An 18,515-nucleotide genomic window follows, 5' to 3' on the forward strand; every position below is an offset into this window, starting at 1 on the left:
CAAAAAAATAGCGCCCCCGTAGGGACGCCATTTTTATCGGCTCAGTCTGCGATGTTACTTGCGCTTCATCGACAGGAAGAACTCGTCGTTGGTCTTGGTCGTTTTCAGCTTGTCGACCAGGAACTCGATCGCTGCGACTTCGTCCATCGGGTGCAGCAGCTTGCGCAGAATCCACATGCGCTGCAGTTCGTCGTCGGCGGTCAGCAACTCTTCGCGGCGGGTGCCGGAGCGGTTGATGTTGATCGCAGGGAACACGCGCTTCTCGGCTATCTTGCGATCCAGAGGCAGTTCCATGTTGCCGGTACCCTTGAACTCTTCGTAGATCACTTCGTCCATTTTCGAGCCGGTTTCAACCAGCGCGGTGGCGATAATGGTCAGCGAGCCGCCTTCTTCGATGTTACGTGCCGCACCGAAGAAACGCTTTGGCTTCTCGAGGGCGTGAGCATCGACACCACCGGTCAATACCTTGCCGGAGCTCGGGATCACGGTGTTGTAGGCACGGGCCAGACGGGTGATGGAGTCGAGCAGGATCACCACGTCTTTCTTGTGTTCGACCAGGCGCTTGGCCTTCTCGATCACCATTTCAGCTACCTGTACGTGACGGGTCGGCGGCTCGTCGAAGGTCGAGGCAACCACTTCGCCGCGCACGGTGCGCTGCATTTCGGTTACTTCTTCCGGACGCTCGTCGATCAGCAATACGATCAGGTGAACTTCAGGGTTGTTACGGGCGATGTTCGCTGCGATGTTCTGCAGCATGATCGTTTTACCGGCTTTCGGCGGTGCGACGATCAGACCACGCTGGCCTTTGCCGATCGGGGCGCACAGGTCGATCACACGACCGGTCAAGTCTTCGGTGGAACCGTTGCCGGCTTCCATCTTCATGCGCACGGTCGGGAACAGCGGAGTCAGGTTCTCGAAGAGAATCTTGTTTTTCGCGTTCTCCGGACGATCGAAGTTGATCGTGTCGACCTTGAGCAGTGCGAAATACCGCTCGCCTTCCTTCGGAGGGCGAATCTTGCCAACGATGGTGTCACCGGTGCGCAAGTTGAAACGGCGGATCTGGCTCGGCGAGACGTAAATGTCGTCTGGGCCGGCGAGATAGGAAGCGTCAGCGGAGCGCAGGAAGCCGAAGCCGTCCTGGAGAATCTCCAGCACGCCATCACCGGAGATTTCCTCGCCGCTTTTAGCGTGCTTTTTCAGCAGGGAGAAAATCACGTCCTGCTTGCGCGAACGGGCCATATTTTCTATGCCCATCTGTTCGGCCAATTCGAGCAGTTCGGTAATCGGCTTTTGCTTGAGTTCAGTCAGATTCATATAGGAATGACGTAATCATTTATGGAGGGGGGGAAATTAAGCTTTTGGCTTAATGAGGCCGCGCCGCAGAGAAGGCGACAGGATCGCGTACTTATTCGAAAAGGAGTGCGTCGGCGACGGCTAGCAGGGGGCAGTGGAGAAACCACTGCGGGGCCGAATGTACCACCTGAGTTTCTGAGCGTCTAGCCCTGAATACGCAAAAAGCCCCGCAATTTGCGAGGCTTTTTTTAATGCACTTTACAGCGACGCTTAGATGTTGGCGTCGAGGAAAGCTGCCAGCTGCGACTTCGACAGTGCGCCGACTTTGGTCGCTTCAACGTTGCCGTTCTTGAACAGCATCAGCGTCGGGATACCACGCACGCCATGCTTGGCCGGGGTTTCCTGGTTTTCGTCGATGTTCAGTTTGGCAACGGTCAGCTTGCCTTTGTAAGTCTCGGCAATCTCGTCCAGAACCGGAGCGATCATTTTGCAAGGACCGCACCATTCAGCCCAGTAATCGACCAGGACAGCGCCTTCGGCCTTGAGTACGTCGGCTTCGAAGCTAGCGTCGCTAACGTGTTTGATAAGATCGCTGCTCATGGAATTCTCCAGGTTGTAAGCAAAAAAACGTGGCCCATCATAGCCGCCCTTCCCCTGTTCAGGAAGCCGCAGATGATTGAGTCTTGCTATGGCACTCGATGAGTTTGGGTATAGCTCAAGTCACGCGGTAGCGGGAGCGATGAAGGCGATTCCGGTGCGCAGCGCGGCATTGCGCACGTGTTCCTGCATGGCTTTTTGCGCGGCAGCCGAGGCCCGGCGAGCGAGGGCGCGAAGGATTTTGCGGTGTTCCTGCCAGGTTTCCATGGCGCGTTCGGCACGGATGAACGGTAGTTTCTGGCTCTCGAGGAACATCTCGGCGCTGGCGGTGAGGATGCTCAGCATCGCCTGATTGCCGCTGGCCAGGAGGATGCGCCGGTGGAATTCGAAGTCGAGTTTCGCTGCCGCTTCAAAGTCACCGGCCTTCAATTGCTCGCGCATCGCCGCGACATTATCCTCCAGCGCATCCAGATCAAACGTGCTCAACGTCACTGCCGCCAACCCGGCGGCAAAGCCTTCCAGCGCATAACGCAACTGAAAGATATCCAGCGGCGACGCCTGCGCAGCGAATGACCAGCCCGGTGCATTTTCGCCCGAAGACAGCTCCACCGGCGCCTGCACGAACACGCCTTTGCCCGGCTGGATACTGACCACGCCCAACGCACTCAGCGATGACAACGCCTCGCGCAACGACGCCCGGCTCACCCCCAGTTGCAGCGCCAGATCACGTTGCGACGGCAAGGCATCGCCGGCGCCGAAACCCTGCTCGGTGATCAGTTTGCGGATCGCTTGCAGCGCCACTTCGGGTACCGCACGGGAAATCGAATTCATGGTTTTTCAGACGCGTCAGGCCAATGTGCGGCTAGTTGTAAAGCTATTCGCCGAGTCCGGCAAGTCATGCCCCAGCGGGGTTCGGTGATCGCGGCCGATGCGCCATGGCAGTGCGAAAAACAACCTGACTGTTCAGACCAGTAAGACCGAACAAAGCCGCTGAAACCGCGGCCTGCCGCGACGACAGCCACGTATTGGCACGGCGCATGCTCTGTCCGATCGCAGAAATCACTTCCCGCCGATCCGGAGATTGTCCATGACCAAGCGTTACAGCGCCCTCCTCGCCGCCCTGTTTTCCAGCCTGCTGCTCAGCCAGATACCTGCTCACGCCGACGGTCTCGATGACGTGGTCAAACGCGGCACGCTGAAAGTTGCCGTGCCGCAAGACTTCCCGCCCTTCGGCTCGGTCGGCCCGGACATGAAACCTCGCGGCCTCGACATCGACACGGCAAAACTGCTGGCCGACCAGCTCAAGGTCAAACTCGAGCTGACCCCGGTCAACAGCACCAACCGCATCCCGTTTCTCACCACCGGCAAAGTCGATCTGGTGATTTCCAGCCTCGGCAAAAACGCCGAGCGCGAGAAAGTCATCGACTTCTCCCGCGCCTACGCACCGTTCTACCTCGCGGTGTTCGGCCCGCCAGACGCTGCGATCAACAACCTCGACGACCTTAAGGGCAAGACCATCAGCGTCACCCGTGGCGCCATCGAAGACATCGAATTGACCAAGGTCGCCTCCGAAGGCGTGACCATCAAGCGCTTCGAAGACAACAACTCGACCATCGCCGCTTACCTCGCCGGGCAGGTCGACCTGATCGCCAGCGGCAACGTGGTGATGGTCGCGATCAGCGAAAAGAACCCGAAACGCGTGCCGGCGCTGAAAGTGAAACTCAAGGATTCGCCGGTTTACGTTGGCGTGAACAAGAACGAAGCGGCACTGCTGGCCAAGGTCAACGACATCCTGACCAGCGCCAAGGCTGACGGCGCCCTGGAAAAGAATTCGCAGACCTGGCTGAAAGAGCCGCTGCCGGCCGATCTCTGATCGACTGCGCGGGAGACCTTCATGGCTTATCAGTTCGATTTCATGCCGGTGGTGCAAAACACCGACCTGCTGCTGCGCGGCGCGCTGTTCACCCTTGAGCTGACGGCCATCGGCGCGCTGCTCGGGGTTGGCGTGGGCATTGTCGGGGCGTTGGTGCGGGCGTGGAACATCCGCCCGTTCTCGGCAATCTTTGGCGTCTACGTCGAGTTGATCCGCAATACGCCGTTTCTGGTGCAGTTGTTCTTCATCTTCTTCGGCCTGCCGTCGTTGGGCGTGCAGATTTCCGAGTGGCAAGCGGCGGTGCTGGCGATGGTGATCAACCTCGGTGCCTATTCGACCGAGATCATCCGCGCCGGCATTCAGGCGATTCCGCGCGGGCAGCTGGAAGCCGCAGCGGCTCTGGCGATGACGCGTTTTGAAGCGTTCCGCCATGTGGTGCTGCTGCCGGCGCTGGGCAAGGTCTGGCCGGCGCTAAGCAGCCAGATCATCATTGTCATGCTCGGTTCGGCGGTGTGTTCGCAGATCGCCACCGAAGAGTTGAGCTTCGCTGCCAACTTCATTCAATCGCGCAACTTCCGCGCCTTTGAAACCTATGCGCTGACCACGTTGATCTACCTGTGCATGGCGCTGCTGATTCGCCAGTTACTCAACTGGATCGGCCGTCGTTACATCAGCCGAAACGGGGGCCGCGCATGAGCGATTTCACCTTCTGGGACATCCTGCGCAACCTGCTGATCGGCCTGCAATGGACGCTGGCATTGTCGCTGGTGGCGTTTATCGGCGGCGGCCTCGTCGGGCTGCTGATCCTGATCATGCGCATCTCGAAAAACCCTCTATCGAGCAACATCGCCCGCACTTGGATCGAACTGTTCCAGGGCACGCCGCTGTTGATGCAGTTGTTTCTGGTGTTCTTCGGCGTGGCCCTGGCCGGGATCGAAATCTCGCCGTGGATGGCCGCAGCGATTGCCCTGACCTTGTTCACCAGCGCCTATCTGGCGGAGATCTGGCGCGGTTGCGTCGAGTCGATCGCGCATGGCCAGTGGGAAGCCTCGGCGAGTCTCGCGCTCAATCCTTTGGAGCAACTGCGCTACGTGATCCTGCCGCAAGCGCTGCGCATTGCCGTGGCGCCGACTGTGGGTTTCTCGGTGCAAGTGGTCAAAGGCACCGCCGTGACTTCGATCATCGGCTTCACCGAATTGACCAAGACCGGCGGCATGCTCGCCAACGCCACGTTTGAACCGTTCATGGTCTACGGCCTCGTCGCCCTCGGCTATTTCCTGCTCTGCTACCCCTTGTCCCTCAGTGCGCGCTACCTGGAAAGGAGACTGCATGCCTCTGCTTAGAATTTCCGCCCTGCATAAATACTACGGCGATCACCACGTGCTCAAAGGCATCGACCTCAGCGTCGAAGAAGGCCAGGTGGTGGCGATCATCGGCCGCAGCGGCTCGGGCAAATCCACCCTGCTGCGCACGCTTAATGGTCTGGAATCGATCAACGACGGCGTGATCGAAGTCGACGGCGAATACCTCGACGCCGCCCGCGCCGACCTGCGCAGCCTGCGGCAGAAAGTCGGCATGGTCTTTCAGCAGTTCAATCTGTTCCCGCACCTGACCGTCGGTGAGAACGTGATGCTCGCGCCGCAAGTGGTGCAGAAAGTGCCGAAAGCCAAAGCGGCGGAACTGGCGAGAGAGATGCTCGAACGCGTGGGCCTCGGGGAAAAATTTGATGCCTTTCCGGATCGACTGTCCGGCGGCCAACAGCAGCGCGTGGCGATTGCCCGGGCATTGGCGATGTCGCCGAAGGTCTTGCTCTGTGATGAGATTACTTCTGCACTCGATCCGGAACTGGTCAACGAAGTGCTCAGCGTCGTTCGGCAATTGGCCAAGGAAGGCATGACGCTGATCATGGTCACTCACGAGATGCGCTTTGCCCGCGAAGTCGGCGACAAACTGGTATTCATGCACCACGGCAAGGTGCATGAAGTGGGCGATCCGAAGCTGTTGTTTGCCAATCCGCAGACGGCGGAACTGGCCAACTTTATCGGCACGGTGGAGCACGCGGGCTGAGCATTCAGTCGTGCAGCAACTCGAATGTGCCGGCGGCTTCGAACAGGGTTTCGTCGTGGATCTGCAACTGGCGGGTGTCCAGCTGCGCCTGAACGTCGATCTGCGCGGTGAAATGTCGGGCGCGCGGCGATTGAATGGTTTGCGCCGCATCGAATAACTGTTCCGCGCGTGGCTGGGGGTCGGTATCGCGGGTCAGCATCGCCGCGCTGCCGTCTATTACCGCGTCGCTGATGCGCAGGCTGAATTGGCCCTGTTGGCCTAACCGGAAAACATTCGGGCCCGCGCTGGTGCCGTTGAAGCGCAGTTTGATTGGCGTTGGCGTCTGGCAGATCACCGTCAAGGTGAGTCGGTGAGTGTCCAGATTTACCCAATGTTGGCCGAGGGGTTGGTCGGGGAATGCGCCGCGATGTAATTGGCCGTAATCAACTTCGGACTGGCTCAATCGTGATTCGCAGTCAGCGGCGAAAATCGGTGTCATTAGCAGGTAGATGACTAGCGCGACGGCTGATTTAGCGCGCATGGCAAACGCCCTCCATGGCTTCATACAATTGATCGCTGTGAGTGTCGGGCGGCGGTTCCAGTTGCAGCTCGCAGCGGCGGTTGTTGGCGAGCTGAACGTGCAACGTCTGCGCGCCCTGCACATCACTCAAAAACGCTTTGCCGCCCTCAACGACTGAACCGAGCAACTGCCCCTGCTCCGTCAAAACCGACGCGCCTCGGCTGATGGGCATTCCTTGCTCATCGACAATTTGCATTAGCACCCGACGCACGCTGATCACTTCGAAATCCAGCGTATTGAATGAGCCGCGTCCGGCCTGCACTTCTTTGAAACCATTGATCAGATCGACCCGGCGCGGCAACGTTCGAGTCATCACTTGCACGCGGCTTTGGCTGTACGCCGACAGCCCGGGAAGCACCGCGCGGCCGTCGCCATCCGTCCACACCGGGCCTGACGGCGTCGTTAACTGCACCCCCGAAAGATTTCCCACGGAAGCGATGCCGAAGGTGTCTTGAATGGCATAAGGGGAAAACGTCACGCCGTCCTCGTGCACAGCGATGCCGCCCTTGAGCTGGCCCATGTAACTGTTGCTCGCCGCGTCGCGGTTCACGCCAAGCCCGACTTGGGCATAGCGCGGAAGCAGGCCGACGCTGGCGTTCAGCCGCGAACCGCGCGCCTCGCCGATGCCGTCGACGCCCAAGCGATAACTCACCGTGTCGTTGACTTGCTCGCTCAGCGCCGAGCCCAGCGTTGTTTGCGTATCGCGGTGGCTGGCATAGGTGCGCAACTGGCGCGAGCCGCCGAGGGGAATGCCGATGCTCAGGTGCATTGCCGTCGCGTTCGATTCGGCTTCGATGTTGAACGACACGCTGGCGTGCTTGAATCCCTTGCCCCACGAACCGCTCAAGCGTTGCCGGTGCTCACCGTTGTGCAAGGCGCTGCGGCTGATTGCAGCGCTGAACCCGCCCCACTGCGGATCCGCCCAACCTAGCGTCGCGCTGAATTGATTGGCGAAGCGCTGCTGTAATTGATCGGCGCTGTAGGCCTGGTTATCGAGTACGTCGCGGTACTGCTCGCTGCGCAGTGTGGCGCTGAGGCCGAAACTGGCCCGTTCGAAAAATGCGCTCGATATAGAGAGGCTCTGCTGCACTCCCTGCGAATCGGTGTCGGCCTGCCGGGCTAAAACTGTGCGCCAACGCAGGTCAGCGTGCTGAAACAGACGGGTATCGATGCCCCAGCCGCTCGCCTGATAATTTGGCGTTGTCATCAGGCCGCTGCTTAGCAGCGACGTTGGCCCCAAACCCCAACTGCCGCTGAGCGTGGCGACGGTTTGATTGTCGATCTGTTCATCCGCTCGCGAACGCAGGGTACCCACCGCCAGGTGATAGCCGGGTCGGGCCTGAGTGATTTGATGGAACGCCGAGACTGGTACCGCAAACTCCCTTGTCGCGCCGTCCTCACCAATGACCTTCACCTGTAGATCATCGCTGCCGTTGAGCAAAGCAAAACCGTTCAGGCTGAACGGCCCTGGTGGCACCCATGTGCTGTAGATCAGCGCTCCGGACTGGCGAACTTCGATGCGCGATGGGCTGTTGGCGATGCCATCGACAGCGGCGCTGGATTCGCTTGGCCGCACAGCGCTCTGGGCTGGAAAAAGCTGCGCGCCAGTGATGGGCACACCGGCAAACAGTGGACTGCTGGTGTTGATCTGGCCCAATTGCAACGTTGAATCCAGCCGTTGCAGATCGCGCTGGGCATAGCTGTAGAGGTGTTCGACGCCGCCAGTCTGCTGCCCGGAATTCCACTGCTGACGACTGCGTACGATCCAGTCCGCCGTGTTGAAACCGGCCAGAGTGGAGGCCGAGATGTAGCGACTGCTGCCGGTCGACGACGAGTTATCCAGTCCCAACAAGTCGTAGCTGAACATCCCGGCGGTGCCGCCACGGGTGAAATTCGTGGTCGTTTGCGCCACATCGGCCAGCGCATGGGTTGGCACCAGCAGAAGCACTTCTTGTTGATTCGGCCGCAAAGTCACTTGTGTCTGTGGGTAATGCGCCTGGAAAGCGAGACAACCCTGGCTGTCGGTGATGCTTTTATCGACGCTGCGCAATCCAGCCTTGTCCAACAGGCTTTGGGTAAAACATAGCTCACCGGCGGTATCGAACTGCGCCTCGGCCCAGCCCTGCTGACGGCCATTGACGAACAGTGTCACCACGCGCCGGCCCTCGCTAAAACGCGGAGCCAGCCGAAAATACTCGGCCATGGCCGGGTCGATGCCGCGACTGCCGAGTACATCGGTGTCGAACTCCACCGTCCGGGATTGCGCAGCGAGTACGTGCTCACAGACACCGAGCGCCGCCAGACACACCGCTCGGGCAACCCCGCTGGCCATGCTTCAAGGCCCTTGGACATTGAGGCGAGCGTCGTAGCTGTCGACGGTGAAGCCATAAACCGTTGCCGGGTAAAACGTGACTCCCGTGGCCGATTGCGGCTGTTTATCAAGCTTGCGCTGCAGGACTTCGCCCGGCAGCACGTAGGTTCGACCAATATCCGCGAGGTGATTCTGCGGGGTCAGCACGACCTCTTGGGATAGCCGTACGACGTAGGGGCTTTCATTGCGCACTTGCAGGACATCGCCCACCAGCGACCAATCAAGCAGCGTCCACGGCGTGGGATTTTTCGCCAGGCCACGCGGATGAATGATCAGCGGCAGGTTTTGCCGGATCGTAACGCCGACGGATGCCGTGTCTGCGGGTTTTCTCGGCGGTACGCCTTCGAAAATGATGCGTTTAAGGCGCTGGGTTTTCAGCGGTTCGGAGAACTGCCCGATCACCCGCACCAATTGTTTGTCCGAGGCTTCTACCCGGGTGATTGGCGGGGTTACCAACGCGAGAAACTCGGAATCTTCCGGGAGGTTCTTGATCGACGAGTACAACAAGGCTGGCGTCGCATCGGTATTTTTTATATTGATGGTTGTTTCGCCATCCTCTTCATTAAGAATGACCACAGTAGTTTCTGGCACCATGCCGTCGGCGCGCACCGACAAACTTGCGACCAACACGGCAACAAAGAAAACAATTGGAATAACTTTAATTAAAACCATTACTCTGGCCACAGAACACCCTCACGAGCAACACAGCCTCGCGACAAAACAACGACAGTTAATTATTTAACAGCATGTTCCGGCACATCACTGCTCAGTGACATGCCGGCGGCGCTGACGACGATCAGAGATAGCTGAGTTCGAAAGTAGCCAGGCCATCCAGAGGCACATCATTATCGATGGTTAATTCCCCTGCCTTATTGATTACCGCCTGAACTTCCAGCACACCGGTTAAGGTGATGAAGGACACCGGCGCCAGCAGTCCGCTCATCCGCGACCAAGCCGCAACGTTATCTGCCTGACCGACCGCACCGGTGGCAGTTGCCAGCCAGCTGTTGCCATTGTCCACCGAAGTAATCGGCCTGATTGGCTGGCTCGCGGACAGGAAGCTGTCCGGTTTGAGGTTGATCGCATACCCGCCAATATGCTCGCCATTGGCAGTCGCGCCCAGACCGTAGTTGTAGTTGTCGGTGTAATCCGCACCGATCGTGCTGGCCAGAATGCCCGGCACCTGACTGAAGTCTTTGCCGTCCTGCGCCTTGAGTCCGACCTTGGTCTGGCCCCGGCAATTGATGTTAAAGACGATCTCTTTCTTTTCCAGCACCGTGTACGAGGTCTGATTAAGATCCTCTGCCGCAATGTTGCCGTAATCGACAACGCCACCGCCCTGCAGAAACGGCACACAACTGGCCGGCACAATCGTGCCCTTGACCCGCAGATCAATAGCCGCCTGAGCATTGATAGAAACGCTGGCAATCATTGCAGCCGCCATTAAAGCACTTATTGTTTTCATAGTTTGTCTACCCGACACTTATTGACTTCAATTCAGTTGAAGCCTTCATCCCTGCAAAAAGAGTACGAGCCGGCTACAGCCAGCACTCATACCCGACTTACACAGTCTGAGGACATTGCCTACGAATAAGAAGAAGACACGGTGTCAAAGCCAGTAGGAAATTGCACTTACATGGCGAAGGAAGAAGTTATTAACACTTGCCGAAAAAGTTCTGCAGCACCGAGGTAAAAAGCTTTATATGCCGTAGGAAAACATTCCGCTTATAGAGTCACTCTTTGTATCAACTAACACAGCAATCACTATTCCCGGATCAGCATCCGATCGGCCATCTACAGCATCAACCTTGATCTCTGTGCGTTGGCGGCAGCCGTTGATCGTGGCACGATGTCGAGGTTATCGACCGAGACCCCCTGACCATGCCGCAATCCAAAGCCAAGAATTTGTCCCTGATCGCCGCAATCGACCTGGGCTCCAACAGCTTTCACATGGTCGTGGCCAAGGCCCAGAACGGCGAAATCCGCATCCTTGAGCGCCTCGGCGAGAAGGTGCAACTGGCCGCCGGCATCGACGATGAGCGCAAGCTCAACGAAGAATCGATGCAGCGAGGCCTCGATTGCCTCAAGCGTTTTGCCCAACTGATCAACGGTATGCCGCTCGGTGCCGTGCGTATCGTCGGCACCAACGCCTTGCGTGAAGCGCGCAACCGCCTCGAATTCATCCACCGCGCCGAAGAAATCCTCGGTCATCCGGTGGAAGTCATCTCCGGCCGTGAAGAAGCCCGCCTCATTTACCTCGGTGTGTCGCACACCCTCGCCGACACCCCGGGCAAACGTCTGGTCGCCGACATCGGTGGCGGCAGTACCGAGTTCATCATCGGCCAGCGCTTCGAACCGCTGCTGCGCGAAAGCCTGCAAATGGGCTGCGTCAGCTTCACCCAGCGCTATTTCAAGGACGGCAAGATCACCCCGGCCCGTTACGCCCAGGCATACACGGCGGCGCGGCTGGAGATCATGAGCATCGAACACGCCCTGCATCGCCTGACCTGGGATGAAGCCATCGGCTCCTCGGGCACCATCCGCGCCATCGGCCTCGCGTTGAAGGCTGGCGGGCATGGCACCGGCGAAGTGAATGCCGAGGGGCTGGCGTGGCTCAAGCGTCGTCTGTTCAAACTGGGAGATGCCGACAAGATCGATTTTGAAGGCATCAAGCCTGATCGCCGGGCGATTTTCCCGGCGGGTCTGGCGATTCTCGAAGCAATTTTTGATGCGCTTGAACTGCAACGCATGGATCACTGCGAAGGCGCTCTGCGTGAAGGTGTGCTGTATGACCTGCTCGGTCGCCATCATCACGAAGACGTGCGCGAACGCACCCTCACTTCGCTGATGGAGCGCTATCACGTTGATCAGGAACAAGCGGCACGGGTTGAACGCAAAGCCTTGCACGCGTTCGATCAGGTCGCCGTGGATTGGGAGCTGGACGACGGCATCTGGCGCGAATTGCTCGGCTGGGCGGCGAAAGTGCACGAAGTCGGTCTCGACATCGCGCACTACCACTACCACAAGCACGGCGCTTATTTGATTGAGCACTCGGACCTCGCCGGTTTCTCCCGCGAAGACCAACAGATGCTCGCCCTGCTGGTGCGCGGCCATCGCCGTAACATTCCCAAAGACAAATTCGCCGACTTCGGTGACGACGGCGCCAAGCTGATTCGCCTGTGCGTGCTGCTGCGTTTCGCGATTCTGTTCCACCACATCCGTGGCACACAGGCGATGCCGCAGGTGGTGTTGCATGCCAAGGGCGACACCCTGGACGTGGAATTCCCGGAGAACTGGCTGGATGAAAATCAGCTGACTCAGGCAGATTTTGGCCTCGAAGCCGATTGGCTGACGCGAGTGGGCATCGTCCTCACCGTCCACTGAGACACCGAAAATCTCCACTGTAGGAGCTGCCGAAGGCTGCGATCTTTTGATCTGTTTTTTTACGATCAACGTCAAAAGATCGCAGCCTTCGGCAGCTCCTACAGGTGTGTGGATGACAGGTATGAAAAAGGCGATCCGCGGGGATCGCCTTTTTTATTGGGTTTGGTTTGAGATGAGGGGCTCTTGCCTTTGGCCCTAGCTGCTCACCGGCAAAATCGGGCTACCCAACCGCTCCAGCAACGTCGCCTGCGCACTCCTCGGGTTCTGATTACCCGTCGGCGTGTTGCGGATGTAACGACCATCCGACTGCAAACTCCAGCTATGAGTGTTGTCAGTCAAATACAGCTCCAGCTCTTTCTTCACCCGGGTCAGCAGCTTTTTGCCTTCCACCGGGAAGCAAGTCTCGACGCGTTTGTCGAGGTTGCGCTCCATCCAGTCGGCGCTGGAGAGGAACATCTGTTCGTCGCCGCCGTTGAGGAAGTAGAACACCCGCGTGTGTTCCAGGAAGCGACCGATGATCGAGCGCACATGAATGTTGTGCGAAACCCCGGCAATCCCCGGACGCAGGCAGCACATGCCGCGCACCACCAGATCGATGCGCACACCGGACTGGCTGGCCTTGTACAGCGCGCGGATGATCTTCGGATCGGTCAGCGAGTTGAACTTGGCGATGATGTGCGCCGGTTTGCCTTCGACGGCGAACTGGGTCTCGCGGGCAATCATGTCGAGCATGCCCTTCTTCAGCGTGAACGGCGCATGCAGCAGCTTCTTCATGCGCAGGGTTTTACCCATGCCGATCAACTGGCTGAACAGTTTGCCGACGTCTTCGCACAAGGCGTCGTCGGAAGTCAGCAGGCTGTAGTCGGTGTACAGCTTGGCGTTGCCGGCGTGGTAGTTGCCGGTGCCGAGGTGCGCGTAACGCACAATTTCGCCGGCCTCGCGACGCAGGATCAGCATCATCTTGGCGTGGGTCTTGAAACCGACCACGCCGTAGATCACCACCGCACCGGCCGCTTGCAGACGGCTGGCCAGTTGCAGGTTGGATTCTTCGTCGAAGCGCGCACGCAACTCGATGACCGCCGTGACTTCCTTGCCGTTACGCGCGGCATCGACCAGCGCATCGACAATCTCGGAGTTGGCGCCGGAGCGGTACAACGTCTGCCGTACAGCAAGTACGTGCGGATCTTTCGCGGCTTGGCGCAGCAGGTCGACCACCGGGGTGAACGACTCGAACGGGTGCAGCAACAGGATGTCCTGCTTGCTGACCACGCTGAAAATGTTTTCGCTGTTCTGCAGCAGTTTCGGGATCTGCGGGGTGAACGGCGTGTACTGCAGCTCTGGATGACTGTCCAGACCGGTGATGCTGAACAGCCGCGTCAGGTTGACCGGGCCATTGACCTGATACAGCTCGCTCTCGCTCAGGTTGAACTGCTTGAGCAGGTAATCCGAGAGGTGTTTCGGGCAGGTGTCGGCGACTTCCAGACGCACCGCATCACCGTAACGACGCGAGAACAATTCGCCACGCAGCGCGCGGGCCAGGTCTTCGACGTCTTCGGAGTCGAGCGCCAGGTCGGCGTTTCGGGTCAGGCGGAACTGGTAGCAACCCTTAACCTTCATGCCTTGGAACAGGTCATCGGCGTGGGCGTGGATCATCGACGACAGGAACACATAGTTGTCGCCGGGGCCGCCGACTTCTTCCGGCACCTTGATGATCCGTGGCAACAGACGCGGTGCCGGGATGATCGCCAGACCGGAATCGCGACCGAAGGCGTCGATGCCTTCCAGCTCGACGATGAAGTTGAGGCTCTTGTTCACCAGCAACGGGAACGGGTGCGTCGGGTCGAGGCCGATCGGGGTGATGATCGGCGCGATCTCGTCGCGGAAATAGCGGCGCACCCAGGTCTTGAGCTTGACCGTCCAGTTGCGGCGACGGATGAAGCGCACCTGATGCTTTTCCAGCTCCGGCAGCAGGATGTCGTTGAGGATCGCGTACTGACGGTCAACATGACCGTGCACCAGCTCGCTGATCCGCGCCAGCGCTTGATGCGGTTGCAGGCCATCGGCACCGGCCTGCTCACGGGCAAAGGTGATTTGCTTCTTCAGGCCGGCGACACGGATTTCAAAGAATTCGTCGAGATTGCTGGAGAAGATCAGCAGGAACTTCAAACGTTCCAGCAACGGATAGGACTCGTCCAGCGCCTGTTCCAGCACGCGGATATTGAATTGCAGTTGCGAGAGCTCGCGGTGGATGTACAGGCTGCTGTCATCCAGACCGGGAATGGCGATCGCCGGCACCGCCACAGCGGTTTCGGCCACCGGCGCGGGTGGCGCTGGCTCCAGTTCCGGCGGGGTCTCGGTGATCTGCTCCACCACCGGCTGAGCTTCTTTTACTGCAACTTCAGTGAGTCCTTCGGTATTCATCGAATGTTCCTGGGAGGGCTATTTCTGCTCTCGTAACAATTGAGCGGCACGGACAGCAAAGTAAGTCAGGATGCCATCAGCGCCGGCACGTTTAAAGGCGGTCAGTGATTCGAGAATCACCGCCTCGCTCAACCAGCCATTCTGGATCGCCGCCATGTGCATGGCGTATTCGCCACTAACCTGATAGACGAAGGTCGGCACTTTGAAGGCATCTTTTACCCGGAAAAGAATGTCCAGATACGGCATGCCCGGTTTGACCATGACCATGTCCGCGCCTTCAGACAAGTCCGCACCGACTTCGTGCAGCGCTTCGTCGCTGTTGGCCGGATCCATCTGATAAGAGGCTTTGTTGGCCTTGCCGAGATTCGAAGCTGAACCCACGGCATCGCGGAACGGGCCGTAGTAGGCGCTGGCGTACTTGGCCGAATAGGCCATGATCCGCACATTGACGTGGCCGGCGATTTCCAGCGCTTCGCGAATCGCCTGAATGCGACCGTCCATCATGTCCGACGGCGCCACCACCTGTGCGCCAGCTTCGGCATGGGACAACGCCTGACGCACCAGTGCGTCGACGGTGATGTCGTTCTGCACGTAGCCTTCTTCGTCGAGAATGCCGTCCTGACCGTGGGTGGTGAACGGGTCGAGCGCCACGTCAGTGATCACACCGAGTTCCGGAAAGCGCTCACGCAAGGCGCGAGTGGCGCGCTGGGCGATGCCTTCAGGGTTCCACGCTTCAGCGGCGTCGAGGGATTTCAATTCAGGAGGCGTGACCGGAAACAGCGCCAGCGCCGGAATCCCCAGTTCGACCCACTTGGCGGCTTCTTCCAGCAACAGGTCGATGCTCAGGCGCTCTACGCCGGGCATCGAGGCCACGGCTTCGCGACGGTTCTCACCGTCGAGCACGAACACCGGCAGGATCAGATCATCAACCGTCAGTACGTTTTCCCTTACCAGCCGACGCGAAAAATCATCGCGGCGGTTGCGACGCAAGCGAGTGGCGGGGAACAGACGGTTGGCAGGGGTAAAGCTCACGGCGGACTCCTGAGCCCGCGCAAACGGGCGAGCGTGACAGTTATAGACGGCCATTATGACGAACAGATTACAGTTGTGTGAGGCCTGTGGCACGTAGCCGGATTCCATTCTTATTGTAGGAATTGTTCACGTCGAGACACATTTGGACACTTTCATGAATGTGTCCGAAGGGTTAGGCTGCGCGTTCATTTCGCCAGCACCCAGACAATGCTCCAACAATTTCTGCATGACTTCGGCTACTTTGCCTTGTTTCTTGGCACGTTCTTCGAAGGCGAAACCATCCTGGTGCTCGCAGGCTTCCTCGCGTTCCGTGGATACATGGACATAAACCTGGTGGTGGTCGTGGCGTTCTTCGGCAGCTATGCCGGTGATCAGCTGTGGTACTTCATGGGGCGCAAGCACGGGCGCAAATTGCTCGCGCGCAAACCGCGCTGGCAGATGATGGGTGACCGCGCGCTGGAACACATTCGCAAGCACCCGGACATCTGGGTGCTGAGCTTCCGCTTTGTTTATGGCTTGCGCACGGTGATGCCGGTGGCGATCGGCCTGTCGGGTTATCCGCCGGGACGCTACCTGCTGCTGAACGGCATTGGCGCGGCGATCTGGGCCACGGCGCTGGCCGCTGCGGCGTACCACTTCGGCGCGGTGCTGGAAGGCATGCTCGGCAGCATCAAGAAATACGAGCTGTGGGTGCTTGGCGCCTTGCTGGTGCTCGGTGTTGGCCTGTGGCTGCGCCGCCGCTTCAAGAATGCGCGTCTGGCGAAGAAGATTTACGAAGACGAGCAAATTGCAAAAGCCGAACAAGCTGCCAAGGCTGAGCAACTGCAACTCGCCGAGCCAGCCAAGTCCGCCGAACCTAAACCGCCAGCCGAGTAACGCGCTGACGGCAGCTATACAGCCCGATGCCGCTGAGCAGGCTGTACCCGAGCAAACCAGCCCAGATCATCGGGCTGGCCGGCCACAATCCAACCAGCGGCGCCAGCCCCACCAGCGGCACGTTCAACCCCAGCCGCAACAGCTCGACCTTCAACGCCCACGGGCGATTCTCCAGGCTCACGCCCAACGCAAACACCCCGAACGCCACCGCGCCCCAGCCGATTAACAACGCGGCGGTCGGCAGGCTGCGCTCCAGATTCATCAGATAACTGCCCAGCGCGATGTACACGCAAAACTGCAGCGCCACGTAGCATTGCTGGCGACGCTCAAGCGGCACCTCGAATTTGCGAAACTGCGCCAGATCCGGCTTGCTCATCGGGTACTTCGCCGCGACGTCCGCCGGGCGCCAGCCGGTGCGCATAAACCAGATGCGCAGCTTGTCCCACTTGCGCTCGGCCCGACGCGCGTCGTCCCACAATTGCGCATAAAACTGCAGGTTGGCCCACAACGGATTCCAGCTCGCCAGCGGCGTGGTCACGCCGAAAATCACCGGCTCGTTGTCGTCCTCTTCCTGAAACGTGCCGAACAGACGATCCCAAAGAATGAACACTCCGCCGTAGTTGCGATCCATGTAGAGAGCGTTCTGTGCATGGTGGGCCCGATGATTGGACGGCGTAACGAAGAACCACTCGAACCAGCCGAGCTTGGGAATGTGTTGGGTGTGGACCCAGAATTGATAGAGCAGGTTCAGCGCCGCGACGCTGACGAACACCAGCAACGGCACGCCGAGCACCGCCATCGGCAGGTAGAAAATCCAGCCGAGCAGAAACCCGGTGCTGGTCTGGCGCAGCGCAGTAGAGAGGTTGTATTCCTCGCTCTGGTGATGCACCGAATGCGCGGCCCAGAAGATGTTGCGTTCATGGCCCATGCGGTGCAGCCAGTAGTAACAGAAATCGTAGAAGACGAAGGCCAGCATCCAGACCCAAACGCTGTTCGCTGGCAGTTTGAACAGCGCCAGATGCTCGAGGGCGAAGGCGTAGGTCAACAGCCCGACACCTTTGGTCAGCAGCCCGGTGGTGGTCGACAACACGCCGGTGCTGATGCTGTTCACCGCATCGGCGAGGCGATAATTGCTCACCCCGCGCCAGCGGTCGGCGATCAGTTCGAGCGCAATCAACACGAGGAAAAACGGCACCGCATACAGAATCAAGTCCATGACGCGCCCTGCTCGCAATCGTATGAACAGATCCTAGGTGTAGCCGCCTGTTTACCCTATGGCAACGCGCGACAATTTAGTGGACATTTAGCGCCATGAATCTGGAGAGAAACCCATGAGCAAAAAAGTTGCAGTGATCCTGTCCGGCAGTGGCGTGTACGACGGCGCCGAGATCCATGAAAGCGTCATCACCCTGCTGCGCCTTGATCAACGCGGCGCGCAGGTACAGTGCTTCGCCCCGAACATCGCGCAATTGCATGTGATCAACCACCTGACCGGCGAAGAAATGCCCGAGACCCGCAACGTGCTGGTCGAGTCGGCACGGATTGCCCGAGGCAACATCAAGGACATCCGCGAGGCTGACGTCGATGACTTCGATGCGCTGATCGTGCCCGGCGGTTTTGGTGCGGCGAAGAACCTGTCGAACTTTGCTGTCGAAGGCGCTGGCTGCAGCGTACAGCCTGAAGTACTGGCGCTGGCCGAGGCGTTTGCCGAAGCAGGCAAACCAGTGGGTTTGATGTGCATTTCGCCGGCACTCGCGGCGAAGATCTACGGTCCGGGCGTGACCTGCACCATCGGCAATGACGCCGACACCGCCACGGCGATGAACAAGATGGGCGCGACGCATGAAGATTGCGCAGTGACCGAGATCATCGAAGACAAGGCGCGCAAACTGGTGACGACCCCGGCTTATATGCTGGCGCAGAACATCAGCGAGGCGGCTTCGGGGATCAACAAACTGGTCGACCGCGTGCTCGAACTGACCCACGAAAACGACGCTTGATCCAAGACAACACACAAAACCAAATGTGGGAGCGGGCTTGCT

Annotated in this window: 17 protein-coding genes; 7 read left to right on the forward strand and 10 right to left on the reverse strand. The window is 59.2% G+C overall.

Annotated elements, in window-relative coordinates:
• Positions 1–54 precede the first annotated feature (54 nt).
• The 3 genes from rho to GVL50_RS16820 all read right to left on the reverse strand — a co-directional run bounded on the left by rho (position 55) and on the right by GVL50_RS16820 (position 2,721).
• Entirely contained in the window at positions 55–1,314 is a 1,260-nt protein-coding gene (gene rho / locus GVL50_RS16810) for a transcription termination factor Rho (protein WP_003229334.1), read from the reverse strand.
• A gap of 249 nt (positions 1,315–1,563) precedes the next feature.
• Positions 1,564–1,893, reverse strand: a complete 330-nt coding sequence (gene trxA / locus GVL50_RS16815; protein ID WP_003206727.1) for a thioredoxin TrxA — start codon at positions 1,891–1,893, stop codon at positions 1,564–1,566.
• A 120-nt stretch (positions 1,894–2,013) separates the two neighbouring features.
• On the reverse strand, positions 2,014–2,721 hold the full coding sequence (locus tag GVL50_RS16820; protein WP_159814345.1) for a FadR/GntR family transcriptional regulator: 708 nt from the start codon (positions 2,719–2,721) through the stop codon (positions 2,014–2,016).
• A gap of 256 nt (positions 2,722–2,977) precedes the next feature.
• Between GVL50_RS16820 and GVL50_RS16825 the strand changes: the two genes are divergently transcribed.
• From GVL50_RS16825 to GVL50_RS16840, 4 genes are read left to right on the forward strand one after another with little or no spacing between them, the layout of a single operon-like run.
• Positions 2,978–3,763, forward strand: coding sequence for a transporter substrate-binding domain-containing protein (locus tag GVL50_RS16825; protein ID WP_159814347.1), 786 nt, complete (start codon positions 2,978–2,980; stop codon positions 3,761–3,763).
• 21 nt (positions 3,764–3,784) lie between these two features.
• Entirely contained in the window at positions 3,785–4,459 is a 675-nt protein-coding gene (locus GVL50_RS16830) for an amino acid ABC transporter permease (protein ID WP_159814349.1), read from the forward strand.
• A complete protein-coding gene (locus tag GVL50_RS16835; RefSeq protein WP_159814351.1) occupies positions 4,456–5,106 on the forward strand; it encodes an amino acid ABC transporter permease in 651 nt (216 codons plus the stop codon). Before GVL50_RS16830 ends, GVL50_RS16835 begins: the two co-directional genes overlap by 4 nt.
• Complete coding sequence (locus GVL50_RS16840) at positions 5,093–5,830, forward strand: amino acid ABC transporter ATP-binding protein (RefSeq protein ID WP_159814353.1); 738 nt, start codon at positions 5,093–5,095, stop codon at positions 5,828–5,830. Before GVL50_RS16835 ends, GVL50_RS16840 begins: the two co-directional genes overlap by 14 nt.
• Before the next feature lie 4 nt (positions 5,831–5,834).
• Here the strand turns inward: GVL50_RS16840 and GVL50_RS16845 are convergent, their stop codons facing one another.
• The 4 genes from GVL50_RS16845 to GVL50_RS16860 all read right to left on the reverse strand — a co-directional run bounded on the left by GVL50_RS16845 (position 5,835) and on the right by GVL50_RS16860 (position 10,192).
• On the reverse strand, positions 5,835–6,350 hold the full coding sequence (locus GVL50_RS16845; protein ID WP_159814355.1) for a hypothetical protein: 516 nt from the start codon (positions 6,348–6,350) through the stop codon (positions 5,835–5,837).
• Positions 6,340–8,721: a fimbria/pilus outer membrane usher protein gene (locus GVL50_RS16850; RefSeq protein ID WP_159814357.1), complete on the reverse strand. Its 2,382-nt coding sequence runs from the start codon at positions 8,719–8,721 to the stop codon at positions 6,340–6,342. Before GVL50_RS16850 ends, GVL50_RS16845 begins: the two co-directional genes overlap by 11 nt.
• Positions 8,722–8,724: 3 nt before the next feature.
• Positions 8,725–9,444 carry a fimbria/pilus chaperone family protein gene (locus GVL50_RS16855; RefSeq protein WP_256671876.1) on the reverse strand — a complete coding sequence of 240 codons (720 nt, stop codon included), beginning with the start codon at positions 9,442–9,444 and terminating at the stop codon, positions 8,725–8,727.
• Between the two features lie 112 nt (positions 9,445–9,556).
• A complete protein-coding gene (locus GVL50_RS16860; protein ID WP_159814359.1) occupies positions 9,557–10,192 on the reverse strand; it encodes a DUF1120 domain-containing protein in 636 nt (211 codons plus the stop codon).
• A 449-nt stretch (positions 10,193–10,641) separates the two neighbouring features.
• On the opposite strand from GVL50_RS16860, the gene ppx reads away from it, so the two are divergent.
• Positions 10,642–12,144 (forward strand): exopolyphosphatase, encoded by a 1,503-nt coding sequence (gene ppx, locus GVL50_RS16865; protein WP_159814361.1) that lies wholly within the window; start codon positions 10,642–10,644, stop codon positions 12,142–12,144.
• Positions 12,145–12,339: 195 nt separating this feature from the next.
• On the opposite strand, the gene ppk1 is transcribed toward ppx, so the two are convergent.
• On the reverse strand, positions 12,340–14,565 hold the full coding sequence (gene ppk1, locus GVL50_RS16870; protein WP_159814363.1) for a polyphosphate kinase 1: 2,226 nt from the start codon (positions 14,563–14,565) through the stop codon (positions 12,340–12,342).
• Between the two features lie 18 nt (positions 14,566–14,583).
• Entirely contained in the window at positions 14,584–15,597 is a 1,014-nt protein-coding gene (gene hemB / locus GVL50_RS16875; protein ID WP_159814365.1) for a porphobilinogen synthase, read from the reverse strand.
• A gap of 207 nt (positions 15,598–15,804) precedes the next feature.
• On the opposite strand from hemB, the gene GVL50_RS16880 reads away from it, so the two are divergent.
• Positions 15,805–16,473, forward strand: coding sequence for a DedA family protein (locus GVL50_RS16880; RefSeq protein ID WP_159814367.1), 669 nt, complete (start codon positions 15,805–15,807; stop codon positions 16,471–16,473).
• Here the strand turns inward: GVL50_RS16880 and GVL50_RS16885 are convergent.
• Complete coding sequence (locus tag GVL50_RS16885; protein ID WP_159814369.1) at positions 16,454–17,689, reverse strand: sterol desaturase family protein; 1,236 nt, start codon at positions 17,687–17,689, stop codon at positions 16,454–16,456. The two genes, GVL50_RS16880 and GVL50_RS16885, sit on opposite strands and share 20 nt — an antisense overlap.
• A 115-nt stretch (positions 17,690–17,804) precedes the next feature.
• Here GVL50_RS16885 and elbB point away from each other — a divergent pair, with 115 nt between their 5' ends.
• Positions 17,805–18,473 (forward strand): isoprenoid biosynthesis glyoxalase ElbB, encoded by a 669-nt coding sequence (gene elbB, locus GVL50_RS16890; RefSeq protein WP_008084520.1) that lies wholly within the window; start codon positions 17,805–17,807, stop codon positions 18,471–18,473.
• Positions 18,474–18,515 lie beyond the last annotated feature (42 nt).

Origin of the sequence: Pseudomonas sp. 18058, from assembly GCF_902706155.1 — a bacterium.
Classification (GTDB): domain Bacteria; phylum Pseudomonadota; class Gammaproteobacteria; order Pseudomonadales; family Pseudomonadaceae; genus Aquipseudomonas; species Aquipseudomonas rustica.

Bases quoted from the DNA above. Each gene is read 5' to 3' on its own strand.
- rho (WP_003229334.1), bottom strand. From the start codon at position 1,314: ATGAATCTGACTGAACTCAAGCAAAAGCCGATTACCGAACTGCTCGAA.
- trxA (WP_003206727.1), bottom strand. From the start codon at position 1,893: ATGAGCAGCGATCTTATCAAACACGTTAGCGACGCTAGCTTCGAAGCC.
- GVL50_RS16820 (WP_159814345.1), bottom strand. From the start codon at position 2,721: ATGAATTCGATTTCCCGTGCGGTACCCGAAGTGGCGCTGCAAGCGATC.
- GVL50_RS16825 (WP_159814347.1), top strand. From the start codon at position 2,978: ATGACCAAGCGTTACAGCGCCCTCCTCGCCGCCCTGTTTTCCAGCCTG.
- GVL50_RS16830 (WP_159814349.1), top strand. From the start codon at position 3,785: ATGGCTTATCAGTTCGATTTCATGCCGGTGGTGCAAAACACCGACCTG.
- GVL50_RS16835 (WP_159814351.1), top strand. From the start codon at position 4,456: ATGAGCGATTTCACCTTCTGGGACATCCTGCGCAACCTGCTGATCGGC.
- GVL50_RS16840 (WP_159814353.1), top strand. From the start codon at position 5,093: ATGCCTCTGCTTAGAATTTCCGCCCTGCATAAATACTACGGCGATCAC.
- GVL50_RS16845 (WP_159814355.1), bottom strand. From the start codon at position 6,350: ATGCGCGCTAAATCAGCCGTCGCGCTAGTCATCTACCTGCTAATGACA.
- GVL50_RS16850 (WP_159814357.1), bottom strand. From the start codon at position 8,721: ATGGCCAGCGGGGTTGCCCGAGCGGTGTGTCTGGCGGCGCTCGGTGTC.
- GVL50_RS16860 (WP_159814359.1), bottom strand. From the start codon at position 10,192: ATGATTGCCAGCGTTTCTATCAATGCTCAGGCGGCTATTGATCTGCGG.
- ppx (WP_159814361.1), top strand. From the start codon at position 10,642: ATGCCGCAATCCAAAGCCAAGAATTTGTCCCTGATCGCCGCAATCGAC.
- ppk1 (WP_159814363.1), bottom strand. From the start codon at position 14,565: ATGAATACCGAAGGACTCACTGAAGTTGCAGTAAAAGAAGCTCAGCCG.
- GVL50_RS16880 (WP_159814367.1), top strand. From the start codon at position 15,805: ATGCTCCAACAATTTCTGCATGACTTCGGCTACTTTGCCTTGTTTCTT.
- GVL50_RS16885 (WP_159814369.1), bottom strand. From the start codon at position 17,689: ATGGACTTGATTCTGTATGCGGTGCCGTTTTTCCTCGTGTTGATTGCG.
- elbB (WP_008084520.1), top strand. From the start codon at position 17,805: ATGAGCAAAAAAGTTGCAGTGATCCTGTCCGGCAGTGGCGTGTACGAC.